The following is a 22,195-nucleotide window of genomic DNA, read 5'->3' as shown; positions in this document are numbered from 1 at the left end:
CCCCGTCCGGCCAGCACCTGCGGCACGCTGCTGGGGTCCGCGGTCGGGATCCAGCGGGACTCCGCGGTCGGGATCCAGCGGGACGCCGCACCTGGGAGGCGCCCTCGCCCGGGAGCCGGCCGCTGATCTCCGTCTGTCGTGCCGTTCGTCCTGGATCGGGTCCGGGAGGTCGCAGCCGCTTGCCTGCGGCCCGGTTCCCACGATGTGCTGAACGCCCGGGCACCAGGGAGCGGACGATGACGACGCGCGTGGACGAGGATCCCCGGACATCCGGCCGGTCTTTGGCAGCCCCGACAGACACGCACCCAGCGCTGCTGGCGGCCTGCGGCGATGGTCCCGGGGACAGCACCGGGCGTGGATCGGGAAGCGCTCCGCCAGCCGCGTCGGCGCCGCCGTCCACCGGCACGACGCCGACCCCGGAGCCGTCGACCACCGACCCGCCGGGCGTCCCGGCTCACCTCCGTGGCAAGGACGTCACCGAGATCCCGACCGGCGACCGCGTCGTCGCGCTCACGTTCGATGCGGGTGCCAACTCAGCGGGGCTGCCGAGCATCCTCGGCACCCTCGCCGTCCAGCAGGTGCCGGCGAGCTTCTTCCTGACCGGGCAGTGGGTCGACGACAACCCGCACGGCGTCGCGGTGATCCACGCGGACGGTCACCGCCTGGGCAACCACTCGATGACCCATCCCCACCTCCCCGCGCTGCCGGACCAGGCGATCCGAGACGAGGTGCAGGGCGCGGAGCAGCGGATCCTCGCTGCGGGGGCTGATCCTCGGCCACTGTTCCGCTTCCCGTTCGGGGACCGGGACGAGCGGACCATCGCGGCGGTCAACGACCTCGGGTACGTCGCGGTGCGGTGGACGGTGGACACGCTGGGATGGAAGGGCACGAGCGGCGGGATGAGCGCGCAGGAGGTGACGGACCGAGCGGTGAACGCCCTTCGACCCGGAGAGATCGTGCTGATGCACCTGGGGTCCAACCCGGAGGACGGCACGACTCTGGATGCCGACGCGCTGCCCGACATGATCGAGCGGATGCGCGCGGCCGGCTACGCCTTCGTGACCCTGGACGCGTTGCTCTCCACGGAGGATCGCCGTCGTCTCGCAGCCGGCTGACCCAGCGGCTCCAGGGGAGACGTGATGCTGTGCGCATCTCGGCTCCCACGGCGGCTCGGATGCACGTCATCGTCTGACGGGAGTTCGTAGGGGCCGGGCGCCGTCCGTGGTTCGACCTGGCCTGGCTCGTGCATGTGGCGATCACACCGGGAGCAGTGCCGCCAGCTCTCGAGACCGGACGGGCGAGCGGGTCGTGCCACGGGAGCCTGCTGGCGTGCCGCTTCGGCGATGGCGTCAGCGGCCCTGCGGACCACGGGGCCGAGTCGTTCGAGGTCGTCGTCGGTGGTGCTGTGACGAGGACGGGTGACGGACACGGCGGCGACGAGGTCCGGTTGGATACGCAGCGGCGCCCGTTGAGCTGCGAGAGACGGACATCGGCGAACCTCCGCGGACCCGCGGCCGACGCCTGGGGATCGAGGAGCCGCAGGTTCACATCCCCTCAGCCCGACAGCGGGGGACCGCAGGTCAGGGGCCGTGTCCGGAGAGATCCGGCACGGCCCCTGACTGCTGTCCGGGAGCATCTGACCACCATTCCGACCGTGCCCGCGGTGTTGAGGCAGTCGGGCCCAGCGCGTCCGTCATCGGGGCGAGGGGGTCGCGGCGGGCGATCGACCCGACGATCGCGCCGACCTCAGCAGCGATGCCAGGTCGCCGACCGGCCCGAGGTGCCTCAGCTTGTCGGGGTTGACGATCCCGCTGATGTTCGCGATCCGGCCGTCGGCGATGTCGATCGCGCACACGCCGATCAGCCGCTGCTGCGCGTCGAGGAAGAGCGCTCCCGGGCCGCCGTTGAGCTCCACAGGGAGCAACGACACACCCGGAAGGCGCCCGACCCGCCGGATCCAGTTGGCGACCGTGCGCGCGACACGGTTGCGCCCGCGCAGCGCCCGCGCGAGCGCCGGGACCTTGCCGCCGCCGTCGCCGGTCAGTGCCACGTCGTGCGCGAGCAGCGCCTCGAGCCCGGCGAGGTCGCCTTGCTCGGCGGCCGCGAAGAACCGGGCTGCCAGCTCGTCACGCTGCTCGCGCGTCGTCCGGAAGCGCGGCCGGCGCTGCTGGACGTGGCGTCTGGCGCGGCTGGCGAGCTGACGCACGTTGTCCTCGCTCTTGCCGATGATCCCGGCGATCTCGGGATACCCGTAGTCGAACACATCGTGGAGCAGCAGCACGGCACGCTGCTCGGGGGAGAGGCTCTCCAGCAGCACCAGCATCGCCAGCGACAGCGAGTCGGCAGTCTCGGCGTGCCTGGCCGGGTCATCGCGGCCGTCGGTGATGATCGGCTCCGGCAACCACTCACCGACGTAGCGCTCGCGGCGGGCGCGCGCGGAGCGTAGCTCGTTGATCGCCAGCCGGGTGGTCACGGTGGCCGCGAACGCGCGCGGCGATGCGATCTGACCACCCGCATCGAGCGCCTGATGCACCCGCAGCAGCGCTTCCTGCACCACGTCCTCGGCCTCGGACACGCTGCCGAGCATCCGGTAGGCGAGCGCGAACGCGCCCGGCCGCAGCTCGCCGAGCAGCCGCTCGCGGTCGGTCATGCCGCCGCAAGCCCATGACGCCAGCTCGGGTGCGCCGGCTGCCACCCCAGCTCGCGCTTGGCCTTGGCGTTGGAGGCGCCGCGGAGCTCGGTCATCATCACCACGCCGGCCTCACCGGCGAACAGCCGCCCGATGACCCGCGGCACGCGCATCGGCTTCCTGGCACCGAGTTCCTGCGCCAGGGCTGGCAGCCACTCGGCGACCGGAGCGGGGTCATCGTCGACGATGTTGTAGACACCGCGGCTGCCGTGCTCGACCGCCGCCACCGTCGCCTCCGCGGCGTCGGCGACGTGGATGAACGACCACACGCCGCTGCCGTCGCCGACCAGCGGGAACCTGCGCTTACGGATCAGCTCGGGCTGCTGCCCGCCGGGCGCCATCGATGTGCCCGGCCCGTAGAAGGCGCCGTAGCGCAACACGATCCCCTCCGTCCAGCGTGCGCCGAGGACCACCTGCTCGAGATGACGGATCGCGGCCAGGGTCTCGCGCATCTCCCGCGCAGGCGCGGTGTCGAGCGGGTCCTCCTCGGTCTTGACCGGCGCACCGGTGCGCGCGTACGCGCCATAGCCCGCTATCCCCTGCGCCACGAACCGCCGCACCCCCACGGCCTGCCCGGCGGAGAGCAGGTGGTCCGTGCCCTCGGTCCGCAGACGGTTGGTCAGCGCGAAGTCGCGATCGAAGTGACGCATGTCCAACGCTCCGATCGCGGTCAGCTGATGAACGATCACGTCCGGCCGCGCCCTGCCCACGGCCTCCGCGACCTGCTCGGGATCGAGCGCGTCCGCAACCACCGGCACGGCACCCAACTCGCGGAGCATCGCCCGCTTGGACCCGCGGCGCGTCATGCCATGGACCTCATGACCCGCCTCGACGAGACGTGGCACCAGCTGCCTTCCGATCGCTCCCGTCGCCCCTGCGACGAACACCCTCATGATCAGCTCCTTGGTCGAGGACCACCGACACCCGATGAGACAAGGCGGCAGCCCCGGCTGTGACACCTCTGCAGCGGCTGGTGACGTACAGGGGATGAGGAGGGACCTCGTGACCGATCGGGTCGTCTTCCGCTCCGGGACAGTGGAGTGCGTCGGCCACTGGTACGGGTCAGGGACCGCGGGCAGGCGGCCCTGCGTCGTCCTGTGCACCGGGAAGATCTCGATCTGCGGGAGCTGACCGTCGTCGCGCACAGCATGGGCACCTGCGAGGCGACCCGGTACCTCGCCCGGCACGGCACCGGACGGGTCGACCGGGCGGTGTTCCTGAGGGCGATGACCCCGTACCTGGTGGGCGCGGTCGGCGAGGCGTTCGTCGAGGGGGTGATCGCCGACCTGGTCGCCGATCGGCCCCGCTGGTTCCAGGACTCCGCGCCGGCCTACGTCGCCACGTCCGGGACGGGCTCGTGGGTGTCGCAGGCGCTGGCGGACGACGGCGTCCGCCAGATCCTCGCCACCCCGCTCGAGGTGCAGGTCGCGTGCCTGCGGGCGTTCGCCACGGCCGACCTGACCGAGGACCTGCAGGCGATCGACCTGCCGGTGCTCTTCGTGCACGGTGACGCCGACGCGTCGGCGCCGGTCGACATCATCGGACGGCCGACGGCGGAGCTGCTGCCGCATGGCCGCTTCCGGCTCGTCGAGGGCGCCCCGCACGGCTCGTACGTCACCGCGAAGTCGATCCTCGACCCCGAGATGGTCGCGTTCGCCCGCGGCGGCTGAGCGCGTGCCCCGAGCGTCGCACTCGCGCGCCGACGCTGTGCCGGCTCCATCGGCGACGAGACCGGCGCGACGACACGCGCCTGCGCCGGTTGTTCGTCCTCGCCGCCGTCCGCCGTGCCACCTGACAGGCGCAACCGATCTGAGCGCACCGGACCGAGACCGCCTGCACCGACTCCACGGCCATGCCCGAGGGAAATACCCCCGAGGGGTACGCGGTTGTGGGTGAGCGCAGGACCGGAGCGGAGGAGGTCCGGGTCATGCCGACTCGGCAGACGACGGCGGTGCTCGAGGTCGCCGGTGTGCACTGGGCCACGGGGAAGGCGGTCACCGAGAGGGTGCTCGGGCGGCGGCCAGGTGTGCTGGCCGTGGTGGCCGACCCGATCGCGCAGACCGCGGTGGTCACCTACGACCCGGCGCAGACGTCCGTGGCCGAGCTCGCGGCCTGGGTGCACGGGTGCGGCTGGCACTGCGCCGGCCGGTCAGTCCCTGCCCACCGAGCCATCGGCAACGCACCGACCAGGACTCTCGACCCCGACCCGATCCGCGATCAGCCGTGGGCGACCGCACGGTGGCGTCGGTTCATCCCCTGGCAGGGACCCGCCACCCGAGTCGACGTAGCGCTGATGGGCGCGATCCTGGCAGTGGTCGCGCTCGGGCTCGTGTTGCGGCCGCTCGAGCCGTTCCTGCTCGCCTCGCACCCGGTGGCCCTGACGTTCCTCACCGGCGACCTGACCGCGATCGGCGCCGCCGCAGCGTTCGCCCGGATCGGCGAGGCCCCGCTCTGGCTGGTCGTCGTCGCGGGAGCGGCCGGCATGGTGAAGCTCGACTGGCTCACCTGGTGGACCGGGCGGCAGTGGGGCGGGGGCATCATCACGATGTTCACCCCGAGTGAGCGCGCCCAGCGCTTCGCCGCCCGGGCCACGGAGCTGAACCCCTGGATCCTCAGGGCTGCGGTCGTCCTCGCCGTGCTGCCCGGCGTTCCCTCCGCGGTGGTCTACGCCATGGCCGGCTGGGCCAGGATGCGTCTGGCCACCTTCCTGCTCCTCGACCTCGCGGGCGCCCTGCTGATGACGGGCCTGGTCGCGGGGGTCGGCTACGCGGTCGGTCAGCCGGCGGTGGACCTCGTCCTGCTGGTCGACGAGTACGCGTCGGTGGTGAGCCTGACGATGATCACCGTGGCCGTCGTGATCCCCCTGATCAAGCGGCGGATCCGGCGGAACGGTTGAGCCGGAGCGCATCACGCCGTGTGCTGTGCCTGGACCTCTTCGAACAGCTCCTCGTCAGAAGGCGTTGCGAGGGTCCGGCTCGGGTCACTCCGCCGACAGGTGACGCAGGCCAGCGGCCGCGGTGAGGCGCGGGAACCCGCTGGCGTACTCCGCAACGACTCGTCGCTCGGCCGCCGGCGACCGCTGTACCCGGGCATGGCCGAACTGCTCAGTGCACAGGCGCCCGTGCGACGTCGGCAGTGCTGTCGCGATCCGGCGGTGCGGCCTCGTGGCTGGTGAACCGCTCGCTGTAGGCCGCGGCGCCCTTCACCGAGTCGACGGCGAAGGTGACATGGCCGACCGGAACCCGTCCCGCTACGGCGGTCGCCACGGCCGCAGCTGCGGTGACGCTGAAGCCGCCACAGAGCTCGATCAGCTCGACTCCCTCGGCGATGAGCGCTCGCGCGACGTCGGGAGCCATCGACGCCTCCGGGACGGGCACCAGCAGCGTTCGCTGACCGCCACGGTCGATGACGACGCGGTCAGCGCCCGGATCGGTGTCCGGGTGCTCGTAGATGTAGGCCCAACTGATGCTCATGTGTCACCTCCGCTGCACGTGCCATCCAGTCGGTGATCGACCTCGCCCTGTCGGCGTCGGTGCGAGGTCGTCGTGGCGCGGACGCTAGAGCTTGATCCGGGGTGGAGGTCAAGGGCTGCTCCACCGCTGGACGGAGGGCTGACCGTCTCCGGACGCCCGGTGTCCGAGCTGGACGCCGGAGGCGTCATCGGTCCCCGCCGAGCGTGCAGAGGGCGTCTGGCGTCGACGGAGCCCGCCCGCCACGACGGCCGCGCTGAGCACGGCGGCGGCCAGGGGGACCACGAGCGCGGACCGCAGCGCGTCGAGTTCGGCGGCCCCGGTGAGCGCCATGGCGTGCACGGCGCTCACCGCGGACAGCCCCAGCGCGGTGCCGAACTGCATCGCGGTGTAGAGCAGGCCGCTGGCCAGCCCGTGCTCGGCGGGGTCGACGTCCTCGGTGCCGGCCATGGTGAGCGGCCCGTAAGCAAGCGAGAAGGCGAGGCCGAGCAGGAGGAACGCCGGCAGCATGGTCAGGTAGGTCCAGTCCGCGCCGAGGGGGAGGAAGAGGGCGTACGCGCCGGCAGCGAGCAGGAAGCCGCCGAGGAGCACCGGGGTGTGGCCGTACCGGTCCACCAGCCGGGGAGTCAGGGTGGGGGACAGGACGGCGTCGAGGCCGATGACGAGCATCGCCAGCCCGGTCAGCAGGGGGCTCCAGCCGCGCAGCTCCTGCAGGTAGAGCGTGACGACGAACTGGAAGCCGGCGAACGCGCCGAGGAACAGCAGTGCGCTGACGTCGGCGCGCACAAGGGGTGCCGAGCGCAGGATCCCCAGCCGGACCAGCGGTGCGTGGGCGCGCCGTTCGACGAGGAGGAACGCCGCCAGCAGGCCCAGGCCGACCGCGAACGGGGCGCCGGTCCGCGCCCATCCATCGGACAGGTCCTCCAGGCCGACGACCCCGTGGGCGAGCAGCAGCATCGCCGCGGTCACCAGGAGTGCCCCTGGCAGATCGAACCCGTCGGAGCCGGTCCCGGAGGGGGGCGGCCGGCGTCCGGACGTGTCGCCGTCCTCCCGCAGGAGCCCGATCGCGGCCAGCAGGATCGTCGCCGAGAGGAGGACGGGAGCGAAGAAGACCCAGCGCCAGCCGACCGTGGTGAGCAGGCCGCCCATGACGAGTCCCAGGGTGAAGCCGGCGGCCGCCGTCCCCGCGTAGAAGCCGAGTGCCTTGGTGCGCAGCGGTGCTTCGGGGAAGTGCTCGGTGACCAGGGCGAGCCCGGCGGGCGTCATGAAGGCGGCGGCCACGCCGGTGACGAACCGGGCCAGGAGCAGCACCCAGCCCTCGGTCGCCAGCCCACCCAGTCCGGAGAAGGCCAGGAAGACGGTGAGCGACAGCAGGAACATGCGACGGCGGCCCAGCAGGTCCGCGGTGCGCCCGCCCAGGAGCAGGAAGCCGCCGTAGCCCAGCACGTAGGCGCTCACGACGGCGCCCAGCTCGGGCGTGGAGAGCCCCAGGTCGGCGCGGATGGCCGGGAGCGCGACGTTCAGCATCGCGACGTCGACGCCCTCCAGGAAGATGGCGCCGCAGATGACGAGCAGGACGCCTCGGGCGCGGGGACTGGTGCGCACGTCCTGAGCCGAGTCAGGCATGTAGCTCTCCTCTTCTCCGTGCAGCCCGGTCACCGGAGCGGCCGTCCGGGCTGAGGTGGTCCTGGCGGTTCCGCGGCCTTCGGCGGGAGGCGGCCGGCGGCGAGGCGTACGGCCATCGACGGTGCGTGGTGGTCCCAGGTCGGTCCTCACCGCACGGACTCCGGTCACGGACCTGGGGCGCGCCAGCGCCGGGCGGTCCGAGCTGTCGGAGGGCCACCGATCGCCGTGAACCGGGAGGTGTCCTCCCATGAAGTCCTGTCGAGGAGCGATCGACACCCCACGAGTGAACGAGCGTCTCGTGAGCTGCGACATGGCCTGGACGCTCGATTCGATGTTCGAGAGTCCAAGGGAGGTCTAGCGTTCGACTCCGTGGACGTACTCACGAGTCTGCTGAGCGAGGTGCGGTCGAGCGGTGCGCTGTTCGGCCGGGACATCGCCGCGCCGCCGTGGTCGGTGCGCTACGCACAGGAGGGTGCGCTGACCCTGGTGGCGATGCTGCGCGGATCGGGTTGGATCGTCCCGGACGACGCCGACCCGGTGCCGATCGGGGAGTCGGAGGTGGCGGTGGTCGTGGGGCGGGCGCCGTTCACGGTGGCCGACGGCCCCGACGCCTCGACGCCACCGCTGTACGTGCTGCACCCCGGTGACCGCTGCACCGCCGCCGACGGATCGGAGGTCGGCGAGGAGCTCGAGCTGGGTGTGCGCACGTGCGGCGCGAGCCTCGACGGCCCGGCCGTGGTGCTCACCGGCACCTACCAGGTGCGCGGTCACGCGTCGGCGCGCCTGGTGCGGGCGTTGCCCAGGGTGCTGGTGGTCCCGCGGACCGGACAGCTGTGCCCCACCCTGGACCTGACCGGGGCCGAGGTCGAGCGCGACGAGCCGGGCCAGCAGGCCGTCCTCGACCGGCTGCTGGACCTGTTGCTGCTCGCCACCTTGCGGGAGTGGTTCGCGCGCCCCGACGTGGAGCCGCCTGCCTGGTACCGGGCGCTGAGCGATCCCGTCGTGGGCCGGGCGCTGCGCCTGCTGCACGCGGAGCCGGCCCGGCCGTGGACGGTGGCCGAGCTCGCCGGGGAGGCCGGCGTCTCCCGCGCGACACTCGCCCGCAGGTTCACCGACCTCGTGGGGGAGCCACCCATGGCCTACCTCACCGGCTGGCGGCTGTGCCTGGCCGCGGACCTGCTCGCCAGCAGCGACGCCACGGTGGAGGCGGTGGCCCGGCGGGTGGGGTACGAGAGCGGCTTCGGGCTCAGCGTCGCCTTCAAGCGCGTGTACGGCACCCGGCCCAGCGAGCACCGGGCAGCGACCGCCGTCCCGTGACCGCCGGCGACCGGGCGTCCGCCGGCGCCGTCCGGCTACGTGGTGCGGAGGTGGTCGACCACCCGCGAGAAGCCGTCCGCACCGTGGCCGGCGGCGACGGCCCGCCGGGCCAGGTCCCGCATGACCAGGGCGAGGCGGCTGTCGGTTCCGCTGTCGGCGGCCGCCGAGACGATGTGGTCCAGCGCCGCCGCCTCCATCGCCAAGTTGTCCTCGTCGCCGGGGTGGCTGCCCGCGTCGACGTCGCGGGCCAGACCGGCGAGGGTGGCGGGCAGGATCGCGACGACCCGCTCGGCGTAGGGCAGGAAGGTCCGCGCCGACGTCCCGTTGGCAGCCATCATCGCGGCGGCGTGCAGGAACGAGGTCATGCCGGCGAAGAAGACCTCCAGCATGGCGACGTCGAACAGCGACGCCAGGCCGGGGTCCTCGCCGAGGTGGTCACCCCTCCCCAGCGGGGCCAGGTGCGTCCGGACGGCCTCGAACACGGATGGGGGGCCGCTGTAGAGGATCAACGACTCCGGTGTGCCGATCAGCGGGGTGGGCACCATGATGGCGCCGTTGAGGTAGGCGATCCCGCGCTGCGCCGCCCACCGCGCGGTCTCCCGCGCCTGGTCCGGGGTGGCCGAGGACAGGTGCACCAGGGTCCTCCCCGCGAACACCTCGGGGCCCATCCCCCCGAACGCCTGCCGGAAGGCGTCGTGGTCCCGGAGACAGACGACGACGAGTCGACCGGCGGCGACGGCCGAGGGCAGCGTCTCCGCGACGGCCGCGCCGTCATCGGCCAACGGCCGGGCCCGGGACGTCGACCGGTTCCACACGGTGGTCGCGACCCCTGCCGCGAGCAGCGCCCGGGCGAGCGCGGTCCCCATGGGCCCCAGCCCCACGACGGACACCGGAGTGGACTCAGCGGCGGAGTCGTCGCGAGGGGAGTGGTCAACTGCTGCGTGTCCGGTCATGTCGTGCGGCTCCTCCGATCGGTGGCGGTGGATGGTGCTGGTCGGTCGCGGTGGTGGAGACGGCGGTGCTGGAGCGCGGCGACGCCGAGGAGCAGGCCCCACAGCGGTGGGCGGCGAACCGCAGTCGCCGTTCCGTCGACACGTCGCGGAACCGCACCGCTCGGTCCGCGCTCGCAGGGAGTGTGCGTGCCACGGACTCAGCGAACCGTCCCCATGCGGAGGAACGACATGGTCAGGACGCTCAGGTCGATGTCCTGGCGTCCAGCCCCCGACCATTCCCAGGAACCGTTCGCGGCCGCGCGGACCGGGACTCCGGACTGTTGACCTCATGGTGACCTCGCGTCCCAGCGTGGCGCCGCAGCCGAGCTCGAGGGGAGGCTCTCGTGCTCCGCGCGGTAGCCACCTCGACTGCCGTACACCGCTACGGGAGCGCCAGGGGCCGCGGGATCACCCAGGGCACGCGGTCTGTCCTCCTGCCAGCTGACGCCGCGGCGGCGGAGCCCTCCGGGAGCGAGGAGCACGACATCACGGTTCTCGTGCTGACCGGATGGCTGACCGTCGGCGGGCTCGTCCGCCTTCGGACGTCCCGGTGGCGACGGGACGGCGGATGAGCTCCCACGACGGATGTCATCGCTCGGCCGGGACACCCGACCATGGACGGCCGTGTGCAGTACTAGCGCGCACCCGCGAGGTGGCGTCGGAACCACGTGGTCAGGCCGGCGTCCACCTCGCGAGCCAGCGGCAGCTGCGGCGCGGGTTCGATGCCGGGCTCGTCGGCGAGCGGATGCGCCAACCCAGGGATCGACAGCAGTTCGGAACCGTCCCCCAATGCGTCGACGAGGCGCAACGCGTCGGCACGCAGCGCCGGGTGGTCCAGCTCGCCGCTCACGACCAGCAGCGGCGCGCGACCGGCGATGACGTCCGCCTTGGCGACGAAGTCCAGGCTGTCGACAGCCTGCTCGGACTCGGCGTCATACGGGTAGTCGCCTGGGAACAGGTCGACGACGGACCGCATCCGGATGGCGCCGTTCACGACGGCGCCGGCGAAGACCGGGATCTCGGTGTCGGCGAGGATCCGCAGCGCGACGGCACCGCCCAGCGAGCCGCCGAGCACGCCGATCGGGCCGTCATCGACCGGCAGCTGCGCACGGATCGACGCCAGCGCGGCCGGGAACTCCTCGGTCGCCTGTCGGACGAACGGGTACAGGGAGGACATCAGGGCGTCCTCGCGGAACAGCTCCACGATGGCGTCCGTGCTGCCGTCGACCATGCGCGCACCGCACATCGGCATGCCGAGGTGCACCCGCCACGCGGGCACGTCGTCCATCGGCAACGCGGCAGCGAATGCGGCGTCCGACCTCGGCGGGTCCAGCATGTGCCAGGTGACGATCAGCGGTGCGGGGCCGTCGTCGCCCGGCGGCAACGCGGTGAACGGCACGCCCGCGGCCGTGCCCGTGATCGGTGGGTGCATGCGCCCACGCTAGGTCTGCGGCAGCGTGCCGGGACCTGGTTGCGCCACGAGCCGAGGTCGCGCTATCAGCAAGATCAGCGCGGCAGGTGACCGGGTTTCTCGCTCAGGTCGGGCCCTGGCCGCGCTCGCCGGGCCGGACGGTCGGGAGCGACGCAGCGCCGGTGCCGGCGCGTACGGTGAGCGGCTCCACGACTGGACCGTGCTCGTCCTCGACCCGACAGGGCTGCCGGAGGGCTGGGGTCACTGGTTGCTGGTCCGCCGCCGGAGCACCCCGCCACCCGGGAAGGGCCCCGAGCTGGCGTTCTACCGCCGCACCGGTCCGGCCGGCACACCGGTGCCGGAGCTGGTCCGGGTGGCCGGGTCCGGCGGGCGATCGAGGCATGCTCCCAGACCGCGGGGACCGGGCCGGTCCCTTCGGGGAGATCAGGCTCGAGGACTTCCGCGCCCGGGTCGAGTCCGACCTGTTCGGCCCGCTCAACGTGACCCGCGCCGTCCTGCTGGTCATGCGCGCCCAGGCAGGTGTGGAGCAGAAGGCCCGGCCCCGCGCAGGCCGCCACGTCGGTCGGGTCGCCATCGCAGACCGGAGAACCGCACTCACGCGGAGCCCGACGGACCTCGCGAGCGTCGCGGTCACTCGGCGTCGATCAGGATGCCGGCGAAGAAGTCGACCAGCGCCTCGTGCGCATCCAGCGGGAGGACGTGGGCGACGTACTGGTCCGGCCGGACGACCACGATGCACCCCCGGTCCCGGTCCACGCCCCTCAGGTCGAAGACGTCGCCGCGCCCGGGGTCGGGGCAGAACGCCTTCTCGTAGTCGACGAGGCCGAGGCGGCCCTTCCGGGGCAGCAGGACCGGCGGCAGCGCGTCGACGCCCACGTCCCGGTGCCCCTGCTGGAAGACGGCGCGGACGTCGATCACCGAGTCCGGATCGGCGCCCTTCGGGGTGAACCGAGCGATCGGGGACGCGTCCGACGCCAGGAACTCGCACAGCGCCCGTACGCGGGAGTCCGGGCTCGTCGGTCCGGCCCGGTCGGCGAAGACGTAGAGCCGCCAGGCGCCGTCGGCCCGGGCGACGTGGCCGAGGTGCACCGGCCTGGCGTCGGCCAGCCGGATCACCGGGGCGGAGTGGAAGCGCATCCCGACCGGGAAGCCCGCCGCGAGGTCCTGGGAGGAGTCCTCCGCGGTGATCATCGACGGGGCGTACCGGGTGGCGACCCCGGCGGTGAACCGGCCCTGGGCGACGAAGTACCGGTGGAACTCCTCCGGGTCGACGCCCTCGCCCTCGACGTCCCCGGACTCCTTCGGGCGGGCGCTGAACATCCGGGCGAACTCGCGGTCGAAGTCGATCAGCTCCTGGGCGATCGCCTGGCGTTCCGCGGAGTAGGTGTGCAGCAGCTCCGGCCGGGCCGTCCCCCTCAGGACGGCGCCGAGCTTCCAGCCGAGGTTCCAGGTGTCGGCCATGGACACGTTCATGCCCTGACCCGCCTTGGCGCTGTGGGTGTGGCAGGCGTCCCCGGCGATGAACACCCGGGGGAGCCGGCCCGGCACCTCCTCCGCCGGCACGTCGTCGAACTTGTCGCACAGCCGCTGGCCGATCTCGTACACCGACCACCACCCGACGTCCCGCACGTCGAGCGTGTAGGGGTGCAGGATCCGGTTCGCGACCGCGGCCAGCTTCTCGGGGGTGACGCTCCGGCGGTCGAGCACCTCCTCGTCGCCGACCTGGTCCAGCTCGATGTACAAGCGGACCATGTACCCGCCCTCGCGCGGGATGATCAGGATGTTCCCCTGGTCGGCGGAGTGGACCGTGCACTTGAGCCGGATGTCGGGGAAGTCGGTGACCGCGAAGGCGTCCATGACGCCCCAGGACTGGTTCATCGGGTCGCCGACCAGCTCGCGGCCGATCGCCGACCGGGTGCGGCTGCGCGCGCCCTCGCAGCCGACGACGTACCGAGCCCGGATCGTCGAGGTCTCCCCGGTCTCCTCGCCGCCCGACACGTGCCGCACGGTCACCGTCACCGGGTGCTCCGAGGACCCGTCGGTGTCGATGCGGACGTCGCTGGCCTGCAGTCCGTAGTGCGGGGTCGATCGGCTGGCCGACCGCTCCATGTGCTCCAGGAGGTAGGTGAGCATGCGGGCCTGGTTGACGATGACGTGCGGCATCTCCGACAGGCCCTCCTCGACGTCCTGGACCCGGCCGGTGCGCCGGATCCGGCTCCGGTCGTCGGGGTCCGGCTGCCAGAAGGCGACCTCGTTGACCCAGTAGCCCTCGTCGACCAGGCGACCCGCCAGCCCGAACGCCTCGAACACCTCGACCGTGCGGCAGGCGACCCCGTCGGCCTGGCCGACCTCGAGCGGGCCCTCCCTACGGTCGATGACGGCGGTCCTGATCTCCGGGAACGCGGCCATCTGGGCGGCCAGGACGAGCCCTGCCGGGCCGCACCCGATGATCAGGACGTCGACCTCCTCCGGGAGGCCGTCCGGCCGTTCGGCGACCGACGGGTGCGGCTCCTCGACCAGCGGGTCGCCGGGCTGGTAGCCGTCCAGGTAGAACTGCATCGTCTCGGCCCTCTCCGTCGCTCGCCGTGCGGCCCCACACGCTGAGCCGGTGGGATCCGCACCCAGACGGTCCCCTCGGTGATGCAGCCTGGAATAGTCTTTTCTGCTGTGAAGAACCGGCCGCCGTATGCGATCGCCTCGGTCGACTCGGCCCTGCTCCTCGCGACCCTGCTGCAGCACGAGGGCCCGATGCGTGTGACGGACGCGGCAGAGCGCCTCGGGGTCTCCGCTTCGACGGCGCACCGCCTGCTCGGGATGCTCGTCTACCGGGACTTCGCCGAGCAGTTGCCCGACCGGCGCTACGGCCCGGGGCGGATCCTGGAGCGCACCCCGCTCGCGCAGGCGCCGGTTGCGCGGCTGCGGGAGCTGGCCCTGCCACACCTGCAGCGGTTGGTCGACGAGCTCGGGGAGACGACCAACCTGATGGTCCTGACCGGCCCGGACGTGCGCTTCGTCGCCACCGTCGAGTGCGAGCACGTCCTCCGGGTGGGGGACCGCACCGGCCGGTCGCTGCCGGCACACCTGACCTCCGGGGGTAAGGCGGTCCTCGCCACCCTGGCCCCCGACGACCTCGACGTCGCACTCGGGCAGCACGACGACGAGACGGCGGCCCGGCTGCGCCGGGAACTGCCCACCATCCGGCGTCAGGGGTTCGCCGTCAACGACCAGGACACCGAGGCCGGGCTCACCGCGGTCGGGGTCGCGATCCCGGACGGTGGGGGCGCCGTGTCGAGCGCGATCTCGGTGTCCATGCCCACCGTCCGCTACTCGGGGGACCGGCTGCGGGCGTGGTCGGTGGCACTGTCGGCAGCTGCAGCAGCGATCGCAGCCGACCTCGACGCGGCCTGACCGATCCCGGGTGGAGCCGCTGCTGCGGCGTCCTCGTCGACGTGTTGGGCCCAGGAGCTCGGGGACCGCAGCGAACGCCCGACCCGGCCCCGTCTCAGGGACGCCGGACGGCTCTCACCATCGACCCGGTCAGGATGCCGGCCGCGGCGGCCGCGACAGCCGCGATGGCGGAGCGGAGCAGACGGTGCCTGCGGCTCATGGCAGCCTCCTGGCGCAGCGGTGTCCCGCATCCCTACCCCGGTGGCCCGACCGCTTCACCGCCGTCGCGCATGGCCCGGCGGATCCTCGAGGGGGCACCCGACTCCCCGGCCGGCACGACCACGTGCACGCACAGCGGCCGCCCGGGCTGACGACCGGGCGGCCGCTGCATGGAGGACCGGATCCGTCAGCCGGCCCCGGGCGGGTGGCCCCCGCTCCTGCTCACCCGAGGCTCTTCACGGCGACGACCGGACACGGGGCGTCGAGGACGAGCCGCTGGGCGATGCTGCCCACGAGGAGCTTCATGGTGGGGGAGCGGCGCCGGACCGGGACGACGACGAGGTCGGCGCCGACCACGGTGGCCAGCCGGTCGACCTGCGCCACCACGTCCTCCTCCGGGTGGTGGAGCAGGTGCGGCAGGCCGGCGTCGGTGAGCCGCTCCGTCACCCACTCGGAGAGCGCCGGAGAGCTGTACTCCGGAGCCGCTGGCGAGTCGGCGCGGACGAGCACCACCTGCAGGTCGTTGCCGCACCGGCGCGCGTGGTCGGCTCCCCAGCGCAGGGCGGCGTCGCCCTCGGGGCGGTCGTTCACCAGCACGATGGTGCTGCGCATCGGGATCTCCTCGTCGACGGACCGGCGCCGGCCCGCGGGCCGGCGCCGGTCGGGGGTCACAGGGGGATGACGTTCAGGGCGAGGCCGGTCGCCAGCATGACCAGGGAGACGGCGACCGCCCGCCAGATGGCCTTGCGGTGGTGGTCGCCCATGTCGACCTTGGCCAGGGCGATCAGCAGCAGGAACGCCGGGACCAGCGGGCTCTGCATGTGCAGCGGCTGGCCGATGACCGCGGCCCGGGCCATCTCGACCGGCTCGATGCCGTAGTTGGCGGCGGTCTCGGTCAGGACGGGCAGGACACCGAAGTAGAAGGCGTCGTTGCTCATCAGGAAGGTGAGGGGCATCGAGAGCAGGCCGGTGATCACGGCCAGGTGAGAGCCCAGGCTGTGCGGGATCACGCCGATGAGCCAGTCGGCCATCGCGTCGACCATGCCGGTCCCGGACAGGACGCCGGTGAGGACGGCGGCCGCGAGCACCATGCCGACCACCGACACGACGCTGCCGGCGTGGGCCTTGAACTGGTCGGCCTGCTGCGAGACGTGCCGGAAGTTGATCACCAGCGCGAGGCCGACGGCGACCATGAACACGAAGGGGATCGGGACCAGGTCGACGACGAGCATCACCATGACCGCCAGGGTCAGCGCCAGGTTGACCCAGACCAGGCCCGGCCGGGCCCGCTCACCCCGGTCGGGCAGGCTCGCCGCAGGGTCGTGCGCGAGGACCGAGACCGGCTCGGTCGCGCCGTCCGCCACGTCGACGGTGTCCTGCCGGATGCGATCGCTCACCAGCACGCCTCCCGAGCGCCCCGGAGCGCCGTCGATGCTCGACGCAGCCGTGCGGAACCCTCGGGTCCCGGCCGGCGCCAGACCCCCGGTGCCGTCGGTCCCGGCCTCCCTGTCCGCCGGCAGGTGGACGAGCCCGACGCGCTTGCGCTCGGAGCGCCCGAGCAGCCAGGCGAGGACGAGGACGGCGAGGACGCCGGCGATCATCGAGGGGATCATCGGCACGAAGATGTCGGTCGGGCTCACGTTCAGCGCGGCCGCGGCGCGGGCCGTCGGGCCGCCCCAGGGGACGACGTTGAGGACGCCGTTGGTGACCGCCGCGACGCAGGTGAGCACGACCGGGCTCATCCCGAGGCGCAGGTAGATCGGCAGCAGGGCCGACGTCACGATGATGAACGTGGTCGATCCGTCGCCGTCGAGGCTGACGATGGCGGTCAGGGCGGCGGTGCCGAGGACGAGCTTGACCGGGTCGTGCCCGACCAGTTGCAGGATCCTGCGGATCAGCGGATCGAACAGACCGACGTCGATCATGATGCCGAAGTAGGTGATGGCGAAGAAGAGCAGCGCCGCGGTGGGCGCGAGCTCCTCGACCGACGTCATGACCATGTCGCCGATGTCGGTGCCCGCGCCGGCGGCGATGCCGAAGGCGACCGGGACGAGGATGAGGGCGACCACGGGGGTGGTCCGCCTGCTCATGATCAGGTACATGAAGACCGCGATCATGAGGAAGCCGAGGGTGACCAGCACGGGTGGCTCCTGACGGTGGGTGGCTGTCGATGGGGGCGGGGTCCTGGTCGGGCCCGGACGGCTCGAACAGGCGGCGGGCCCGCTCGACGACGGAGAGCTCGGGTCGATTCCTTGGTCAGGGCCCTGTGACCAGTGACACTAGGAAGGCACGTGGCCCAGGTCTCCCTTGCGCAGGAAAGCCGCACAGGTCGTGTTCTCGACGTTTCGCTCGTTTCGCTCAGCCGCTCCTCGGCGGGCGGCCGTGTCCGGGGCGGCCGGTCCGCGCGCGGGCCTCCGGCGAGCGCTGCCCTTCACCCGGCAGATGCTCCTGCTGCAGCTCGCCGTGCTCGTCGCCGTGGTGGCCCTGGGTTTCGCGGTCGTCGCCTGGCGAGTGGAAGCGGGCCTCGAGCAGCAGTTCGAGCAACGCGCCCTCGCCGTCGCCCGCAGCGTCGCCGCACAGCCGGCTCTGGCCGACGAGGTCCTGGCACGGGACAGCGCTGACGTGCAGGCCCGGGCCCTGGCCGTGCAGCGGGCGACCGGCGCGCTGTTCGTCGTGGTCACCGACGACCAGGGCGTCCGCCTGGCCCACCCCGACCCCGCCAGGATCGGCGAGCGGGTGAGCACGAGTCCCGACGCCGTGCTTCGTGGTCGCGAGGTCGCCAGCGTGGAACGCGGGACCCTGGGCCTGTCCGCCCGCGGCAAGGTCCCGCTCCGCGACGACGCGGGGCGTGTGGTGGGGGAGGTCAGCGTCGGCTTCGACGCCAACGGCATCTCCGTCGCCCTCCGGCGACTGCTGCAGAGCACTGCCGCCTTCCTCGGCGTGGCCCTCCTGTTCGGCGTGGCCGGGAGTCTCCTGCTGATCCGGCTGCTCCGGCGCCGGACCTTCGGTCTGGAGCCGGCCGACCTGGCCGAGCTGGTCCGGCAACGGGAGGCGGTGCTGTACGGGGTCTCCGACGGCGTCGTGGCCGTCGACGACCGCGGGGCGGTGAGCGCGGCCAACGCCGAGGCGTCCCGGCTCCTGGGCGTCCCGGTGGTGCCCGGCAGGCCGCTGGCCGACCTGGACCTGCCCGCGCCGCTCGCCCGTGCGGTGGCCGACCGGTCCGGCACCCCCACGGTCACCGCCGTCGGGGACCGGGTCCTCGTCGTCACCCGGCGGGAGGTCGAACGCGACGGCCGGGCGCTCGGCTCGGTGGTCACCGTCCTGGACCGCACCGAGGTGGAGCGGCTGACCGACGAGCTCGGGGCCGTCCGGCTGATGACGCAGGCCCTGCGGGCGCAGCGGCACGAGTTCGTCAACCGCCTGCACACGGTGCACGGCCTGCTGCACACAGGGGAGGTGGACGACGCCGCCGAGTACGTCAGCGCCCTGCTGGACGCGCCCGCGATCGCCATGGCCGACAACAGCGAGGCGATCGCCTCCTCCACCGTGCGCGCCTACCTCGGCGGTCAGGCGGCCCGGGCCGCGGAGCTCGGCGTGCAGTTGCTGGTCTCCGACGGCAGCTGGGTGCCCCAGCGCCTGGTGGCGCCGGTGGAGGTGGTCACCGTGCTGGGCAACCTGGTCGGCAACGCCGTGGAGGCGGCGCACGACTCCTCCGTGCGGCCGGCGACGGTCGAGGTCGACCTGCTCGCCGACGGGGACGACCTGGTGGTGTCGGTGGCCAACACCGGGGACGGGCTGCCTCCGGAGCGTCTGGCGGGCATCTTCACCGGAGGCGTGAGCACCCGCGGCCAGGGCCGCGGCCTGGGTCTGGCCATCGCGCGCGGCACCGCCGAGAGCCTCGGCGGGTGGGTCGAGGTGACCCACCCGGGCGGGAACGGCGCCATGACCGTGTTCGTCAGCCGGCTGCCCGGTGTGCTCGAGCGGCTGGAGGTGACCACGTGAGCGAGCTCGCGAGCTCACGCATGGACACAGCAACGCCGGGAACGCGGCCGACGAGCGCCAGCGAGGAGGACTCGTGAGCTTCGCCGTCCTCGTCGTCGACGACGACTTCCGGGTCGCCCGGCTGCACGCGCGCCTCGTCGAGGACGTCCCCGACTTCCGGGTGGTCGGCGTCGCGCACACCGCCGAGCAGGCCCGGCACCTCGTCGCCGAGCACTCCCCGGACCTGGTCCTGCTGGACAACTACCTGCCCGACCAGCAGGGGGTCGAGCTCGCTCCGAAGCTCGGCTGCGACGTGCTCATGGTGACCGCCGACAGCTCGGCGGCGCTCGTCCGTGCCGCCGTGGCAGCCGGCGCGGTCAACGTCCTGGTCAAGCCGTTCACACCCGAGCGGCTCGCGGGCCAGTTGTCCGCGTACGCCAGCTACCGCGGGCTGCTGCGCGCCTCCGTCGACGAGCTCGGCCAGCAGGGGGTCGACCGCGCCCTCGCCGCGCTGAGACAGGCCTCCCGGGCCTCGCCACCCAAGGGACAGGCCTCGGTGACCTCGCGGTTGGTCGCCGAGCGGCTGCGCACCTCGGACGCCGCCCTCACCGCGGCCGACGTCGCCGACGCTCTCGGGATCTCGCGCGCCACGGCCCAGCGCTATCTCGCCGCTCTCACCGAGACCCACCAGGCCAGCGTCTCCCTGCGCTACGGCAGCACCGGCCGCCCCGAGCACCTGTACCGGTGGGGGACCGATGTCGCCCGGGCGGAATAGGGCGCGGTCCGACAGCCGCGTCGGCCGAGATGGCGGCGGCACTCCCTGACCACCACGCGGCTCCGTCCGGGGCCGTCCCCTCCCTCGCCGCCCGCCCGACGTCGATGACGAACCCCTCCGAGACGTCGCGCGAGGAGGATCCGGGGATGTCCAGCACCGAGCCACCGGCTGACCGCAGCAGCAGGGACGACGACCTCCACAGCCTGTCGATGACGATCCTGATGACGCCCGACATGTCCAACTTCGCGGGCAACGTCCACGGCGGTCTGCTCCTGAAGTACCTCGACCAGGTCGCCTACACCTGCGCCACCCGCTGGTCGCGGACCTACGCCGTCACGCTCTCGGTGGACCAGGTCGTCTTCCGGGAGCCCGTCCACGTCGGCGAGCTGGTGACCTTCCGGGCCAGCGTGAACCGCACCGGACGCACCTCCATGGAGATCGGGGTCCGCGTGACGACCGAGGACCTGGTCAGCCAGGTCGTCCGGCACACCAACAGCTGCTACTTCACGATGGTCGCGATCGGGCCGGACGGGCGTCCGGCGGAGGTCACTCCGTGGCGCCCCCGGACCGCCGTGGAACGCCGGCGCCACGAGGCCGCCGGCCGCCGCCGGGAGCTCCGCCGGGAGATCGAGCGTGCGACCACGGAGATCCGCGCGGCGACCACGCACTGACGAGGACGCGTCGACCGGGGCGCCGTTGCTGGTGCAGCGGACCACCGCGGGACCTGTCGGGTCCGTCGTCCCCCGGTGCTCGGATCGGTCGGGAGCGTGCGGCCATCCGGGGCGGTCCGGCCCACAGACAGCGCGGGAGCACTGCTTGCTCGGGCCCCGAGCCGCCAGCCCCGGACGCCGGGATCCGGCGTCCGGGGCTGGCGGCTCGTGTGTCCGTGGGTGCCGGCCCGCTACCGGGCCCTGTCGGCCAGCAGGTCGCCCGGCTCCACGGCGAGCGCGGCCGGCGCCGACCGGCGGGCCGCCCTCGCGTGCCGGGCGTCCGCCGTCGGCACGACCAGGGTGAGCAGGGCGCCGAGCACGGCCAGGGCGGTCAGCACGTAGAAGATGGTGTTGAGCGCGATGCCGGAGGCGACGAGCAGGCCGCCGATGAGCGGACCGCCGATGCCGCCGAGGCGCCCGAACCCGGCGCACCAGGCGACACCCGCGCTGCGCACGTTGGTGCGGTAGTAGGTCGCGACGAAGCCGTAGATGAGGATCTGCGTCCCGCTCGTCCCCAGCCCCACGACCGCCACGAAGGCCAGCAGCACGCCCAGCGGCAGGCTCACGGTCAGCAGCGCGATCGCCGCAGCACCCAGCGTGAAGGACGCGGCCACCACCGGCTTGGGCCCGAACCGGTCGGCGAACCGGGAGGCGGCCAGCGCGCCCAGGACGGCGCCGCCGTTGAGCACCAGCAGGAAGGCCAGTGACCCGTTGGTGGAGAAGCCGGCGCGGCCCATCAGCTCGGGCAGCCACGTGTTGAGCGCGTAGACCAGCAGGAGACCGGTCGCGCTGAGCAGGCCCAGCAGGAAGGTCGGCAGCAGGTACGTGCGGCCGGCCAGCCCGGCGAAGCCCGCACGGCCCTCGACGGCCGGTTCGGGGACCCGGGGGCCCTCCGCGGCCGGCAGGGTGAGCGACACCCCGGTCCGCGCCGCGACGGCCCGCGCCTCGTCCAGGCGCCCCCGCGACGCCAGCCAGGCCGGGGACTCGGGCATCTTGAGGAAGGCGAGGGGGAGCAGCGTCAGCAGCGGCAGGGCGCCGATCCAGAACATGCCCCGCCAGCCGATGACGTCCAGCAGCAGGATGGCCAGCAGAGCGGCGAGCAGGCTGCCCAGCGGCACCCCCGAGTAGGAGATCGCGTTGGCCAGGTTCTTCTTCCCCGCGGGCGCGAACTCGGCGACCAGAGCCCCGGTGGTGGCGACCAGGGCGCCGACCCCGATGCCGGTGACGAAGCGGAGCAGGCCGAAGGTCGTCGTGCTCGTCGCCAGGGCGGTGAGGGCCATGCCGACGGAGAACCACGCGTAGGCGGTGAGCATGACCTTCCGGCGGCCGATGACGTCGGCGACGCTGCCGGCCACGAGCGCGCCGACGAGCACGCCGATGAGCGCGTAGCTGCCCAGCGCGCCCGCCAGGGCCGGCGTCACCTCGCCGATCTGGCTCGGGTCGCGCAGGAAGAGCGGGACGACGGTCCCGTAGACGACCAGGTCGTAGCCGTCGAAGACCAGGCCGACCGTGGCCAGCGAGACGATCCAGGTGACCGACCTGCGACGGAGCGCGTCCTGTCGGACGGCTCCGTCGTGCGTGGATGGTGTCACTGCTG

18 protein-coding genes are annotated in these 22,195 nt (G+C 73.0%); 8 read left to right on the top strand and 10 right to left on the bottom strand.

Translation table 11 applies throughout. The features are described 5' to 3' along the window. The first annotated feature begins 236 nt into the window (after positions 1-236). Positions 237-1,115 carry a polysaccharide deacetylase family protein gene (locus ACWIX7_RS27155; protein ID WP_448619505.1) on the top strand — a complete coding sequence of 293 codons (879 nt, stop codon included), beginning with the start codon at positions 237-239 and terminating at the stop codon, positions 1,113-1,115. Between the two features lie 578 nt (positions 1,116-1,693). Here the strand turns inward: ACWIX7_RS27155 and ACWIX7_RS27150 are convergent. Further along, entirely contained in the window at positions 1,694-2,650 is a 957-nt protein-coding gene (locus tag ACWIX7_RS27150; RefSeq protein ID WP_448619504.1) for an RNA polymerase sigma-70 factor, read from the bottom strand. Continuing rightward, the gene (locus ACWIX7_RS27145; RefSeq protein ID WP_448619503.1) at positions 2,647-3,582 is read right to left on the bottom strand and encodes an NAD-dependent epimerase/dehydratase family protein; all 936 of its coding nucleotides are present in this window, start codon (positions 3,580-3,582) and stop codon (positions 2,647-2,649) included. The genes ACWIX7_RS27150 and ACWIX7_RS27145 overlap by 4 nt, the downstream gene beginning before the upstream one ends. Positions 3,583-3,786: 204 nt before the next feature. Between ACWIX7_RS27145 and ACWIX7_RS27140 the strand changes: the two genes are divergently transcribed. Then, entirely contained in the window at positions 3,787-4,359 is a 573-nt protein-coding gene (locus ACWIX7_RS27140; RefSeq protein WP_448619502.1) for an alpha/beta fold hydrolase, read from the top strand. Positions 4,360-4,616: 257 nt separating this feature from the next. After that, on the top strand, positions 4,617-5,585 hold the full coding sequence (locus ACWIX7_RS27135) for a VTT domain-containing protein (RefSeq protein ID WP_448619501.1): 969 nt from the start codon (positions 4,617-4,619) through the stop codon (positions 5,583-5,585). A gap of 208 nt (positions 5,586-5,793) precedes the next feature. On the opposite strand, the gene ACWIX7_RS27130 is transcribed toward ACWIX7_RS27135, so the two are convergent. Continuing rightward, positions 5,794-6,162: a DUF6506 family protein gene (locus ACWIX7_RS27130; RefSeq protein ID WP_448619500.1), complete on the bottom strand. Its 369-nt coding sequence runs from the start codon at positions 6,160-6,162 to the stop codon at positions 5,794-5,796. Positions 6,163-6,270: 108 nt separating this feature from the next. Beyond that, positions 6,271-7,785 (bottom strand): MFS transporter, encoded by a 1,515-nt coding sequence (locus ACWIX7_RS27125; protein ID WP_448619499.1) that lies wholly within the window; start codon positions 7,783-7,785, stop codon positions 6,271-6,273. A gap of 369 nt (positions 7,786-8,154) precedes the next feature. On the opposite strand from ACWIX7_RS27125, the gene ACWIX7_RS27120 reads away from it, so the two are divergent. Continuing rightward, positions 8,155-9,102: a cupin domain-containing protein gene (locus tag ACWIX7_RS27120; protein ID WP_448619498.1), complete on the top strand. Its 948-nt coding sequence runs from the start codon at positions 8,155-8,157 to the stop codon at positions 9,100-9,102. A 35-nt stretch (positions 9,103-9,137) separates the two neighbouring features. Here ACWIX7_RS27120 and ACWIX7_RS27115 read toward each other — a convergent pair whose 3' ends face one another. From ACWIX7_RS27115 to ACWIX7_RS27105, 3 genes are all read right to left on the bottom strand, one after another. Next, a complete protein-coding gene (locus ACWIX7_RS27115) occupies positions 9,138-9,983 on the bottom strand; it encodes an NAD(P)-dependent oxidoreductase (protein ID WP_448619497.1) in 846 nt (281 codons plus the stop codon). A gap of 745 nt (positions 9,984-10,728) precedes the next feature. Further along, entirely contained in the window at positions 10,729-11,526 is a 798-nt protein-coding gene (locus tag ACWIX7_RS27110; protein ID WP_448619496.1) for an alpha/beta hydrolase family protein, read from the bottom strand. A 630-nt stretch (positions 11,527-12,156) separates the two neighbouring features. After that, positions 12,157-14,085: an FAD-binding monooxygenase gene (locus ACWIX7_RS27105; RefSeq protein ID WP_448619495.1), complete on the bottom strand. Its 1,929-nt coding sequence runs from the start codon at positions 14,083-14,085 to the stop codon at positions 12,157-12,159. Positions 14,086-14,193: 108 nt separating this feature from the next. On the opposite strand from ACWIX7_RS27105, the gene ACWIX7_RS27100 reads away from it, so the two are divergent. Then, on the top strand, positions 14,194-14,934 hold the full coding sequence (locus ACWIX7_RS27100; protein WP_448619494.1) for an IclR family transcriptional regulator: 741 nt from the start codon (positions 14,194-14,196) through the stop codon (positions 14,932-14,934). 420 nt (positions 14,935-15,354) lie between these two features. Here ACWIX7_RS27100 and ACWIX7_RS27095 read toward each other — a convergent pair whose 3' ends face one another. Together ACWIX7_RS27095 and ACWIX7_RS27090 are read right to left on the bottom strand one after the other, a co-directional pair. Continuing rightward, complete coding sequence (locus tag ACWIX7_RS27095) at positions 15,355-15,744, bottom strand: universal stress protein (protein ID WP_448619493.1); 390 nt, start codon at positions 15,742-15,744, stop codon at positions 15,355-15,357. Positions 15,745-15,800: 56 nt separating this feature from the next. Next, a complete protein-coding gene (locus tag ACWIX7_RS27090) occupies positions 15,801-17,273 on the bottom strand; it encodes a CitMHS family transporter (RefSeq protein WP_448619492.1) in 1,473 nt (490 codons plus the stop codon). A gap of 301 nt (positions 17,274-17,574) precedes the next feature. Here ACWIX7_RS27090 and ACWIX7_RS27085 point away from each other — a divergent pair, with 301 nt between their 5' ends. From ACWIX7_RS27085 to ACWIX7_RS27075, 3 genes are all read left to right on the top strand, one after another. After that, entirely contained in the window at positions 17,575-19,134 is a 1,560-nt protein-coding gene (locus ACWIX7_RS27085) for an ATP-binding protein (protein ID WP_448619491.1), read from the top strand. A gap of 73 nt (positions 19,135-19,207) precedes the next feature. Continuing rightward, positions 19,208-19,888, top strand: coding sequence for a response regulator (locus ACWIX7_RS27080; protein ID WP_448619490.1), 681 nt, complete (start codon positions 19,208-19,210; stop codon positions 19,886-19,888). A 146-nt stretch (positions 19,889-20,034) separates the two neighbouring features. Continuing rightward, a complete protein-coding gene (locus ACWIX7_RS27075; RefSeq protein WP_448619489.1) occupies positions 20,035-20,559 on the top strand; it encodes an acyl-CoA thioesterase in 525 nt (174 codons plus the stop codon). 230 nt (positions 20,560-20,789) lie between these two features. On the opposite strand, the gene ACWIX7_RS27070 is transcribed toward ACWIX7_RS27075, so the two are convergent. Continuing rightward, the gene (locus ACWIX7_RS27070; protein ID WP_448619488.1) at positions 20,790-22,190 is read right to left on the bottom strand and encodes an MFS transporter; all 1,401 of its coding nucleotides are present in this window, start codon (positions 22,188-22,190) and stop codon (positions 20,790-20,792) included. Positions 22,191-22,195: the final 5 nt, after the last annotated feature.

The organism is Geodermatophilus sp. URMC 65 (genome assembly GCF_053502545.1).
Note: the sequence above shows the minus strand (reverse complement) of the source record. Positions and strands in the feature narration are given on the sequence as shown.

Coding starts and splice junctions, on each gene's coding strand:
- ACWIX7_RS27105 (WP_448619495.1), bottom strand. CDS start 14,085: ATGCAGTTCTACCTGGACGGCTACCAGCCCGGCGACCCGCTGGTCGAG.
- ACWIX7_RS27135 (WP_448619501.1), top strand. CDS start 4,617: ATGCCGACTCGGCAGACGACGGCGGTGCTCGAGGTCGCCGGTGTGCAC.
- ACWIX7_RS27145 (WP_448619503.1), bottom strand. CDS start 3,582: ATGAGGGTGTTCGTCGCAGGGGCGACGGGAGCGATCGGAAGGCAGCTG.
- ACWIX7_RS27095 (WP_448619493.1), bottom strand. CDS start 15,744: ATGCGCAGCACCATCGTGCTGGTGAACGACCGCCCCGAGGGCGACGCC.
- ACWIX7_RS27155 (WP_448619505.1), top strand. CDS start 237: ATGACGACGCGCGTGGACGAGGATCCCCGGACATCCGGCCGGTCTTTG.
- ACWIX7_RS27130 (WP_448619500.1), bottom strand. CDS start 6,162: ATGAGCATCAGTTGGGCCTACATCTACGAGCACCCGGACACCGATCCG.
- ACWIX7_RS27075 (WP_448619489.1), top strand. CDS start 20,035: ATGTCCAGCACCGAGCCACCGGCTGACCGCAGCAGCAGGGACGACGAC.
- ACWIX7_RS27110 (WP_448619496.1), bottom strand. CDS start 11,526: ATGCACCCACCGATCACGGGCACGGCCGCGGGCGTGCCGTTCACCGCG.
- ACWIX7_RS27085 (WP_448619491.1), top strand. CDS start 17,575: ATGCTCCTGCTGCAGCTCGCCGTGCTCGTCGCCGTGGTGGCCCTGGGT.
- ACWIX7_RS27125 (WP_448619499.1), bottom strand. CDS start 7,785: ATGCCTGACTCGGCTCAGGACGTGCGCACCAGTCCCCGCGCCCGAGGC.
- ACWIX7_RS27150 (WP_448619504.1), bottom strand. CDS start 2,650: ATGACCGACCGCGAGCGGCTGCTCGGCGAGCTGCGGCCGGGCGCGTTC.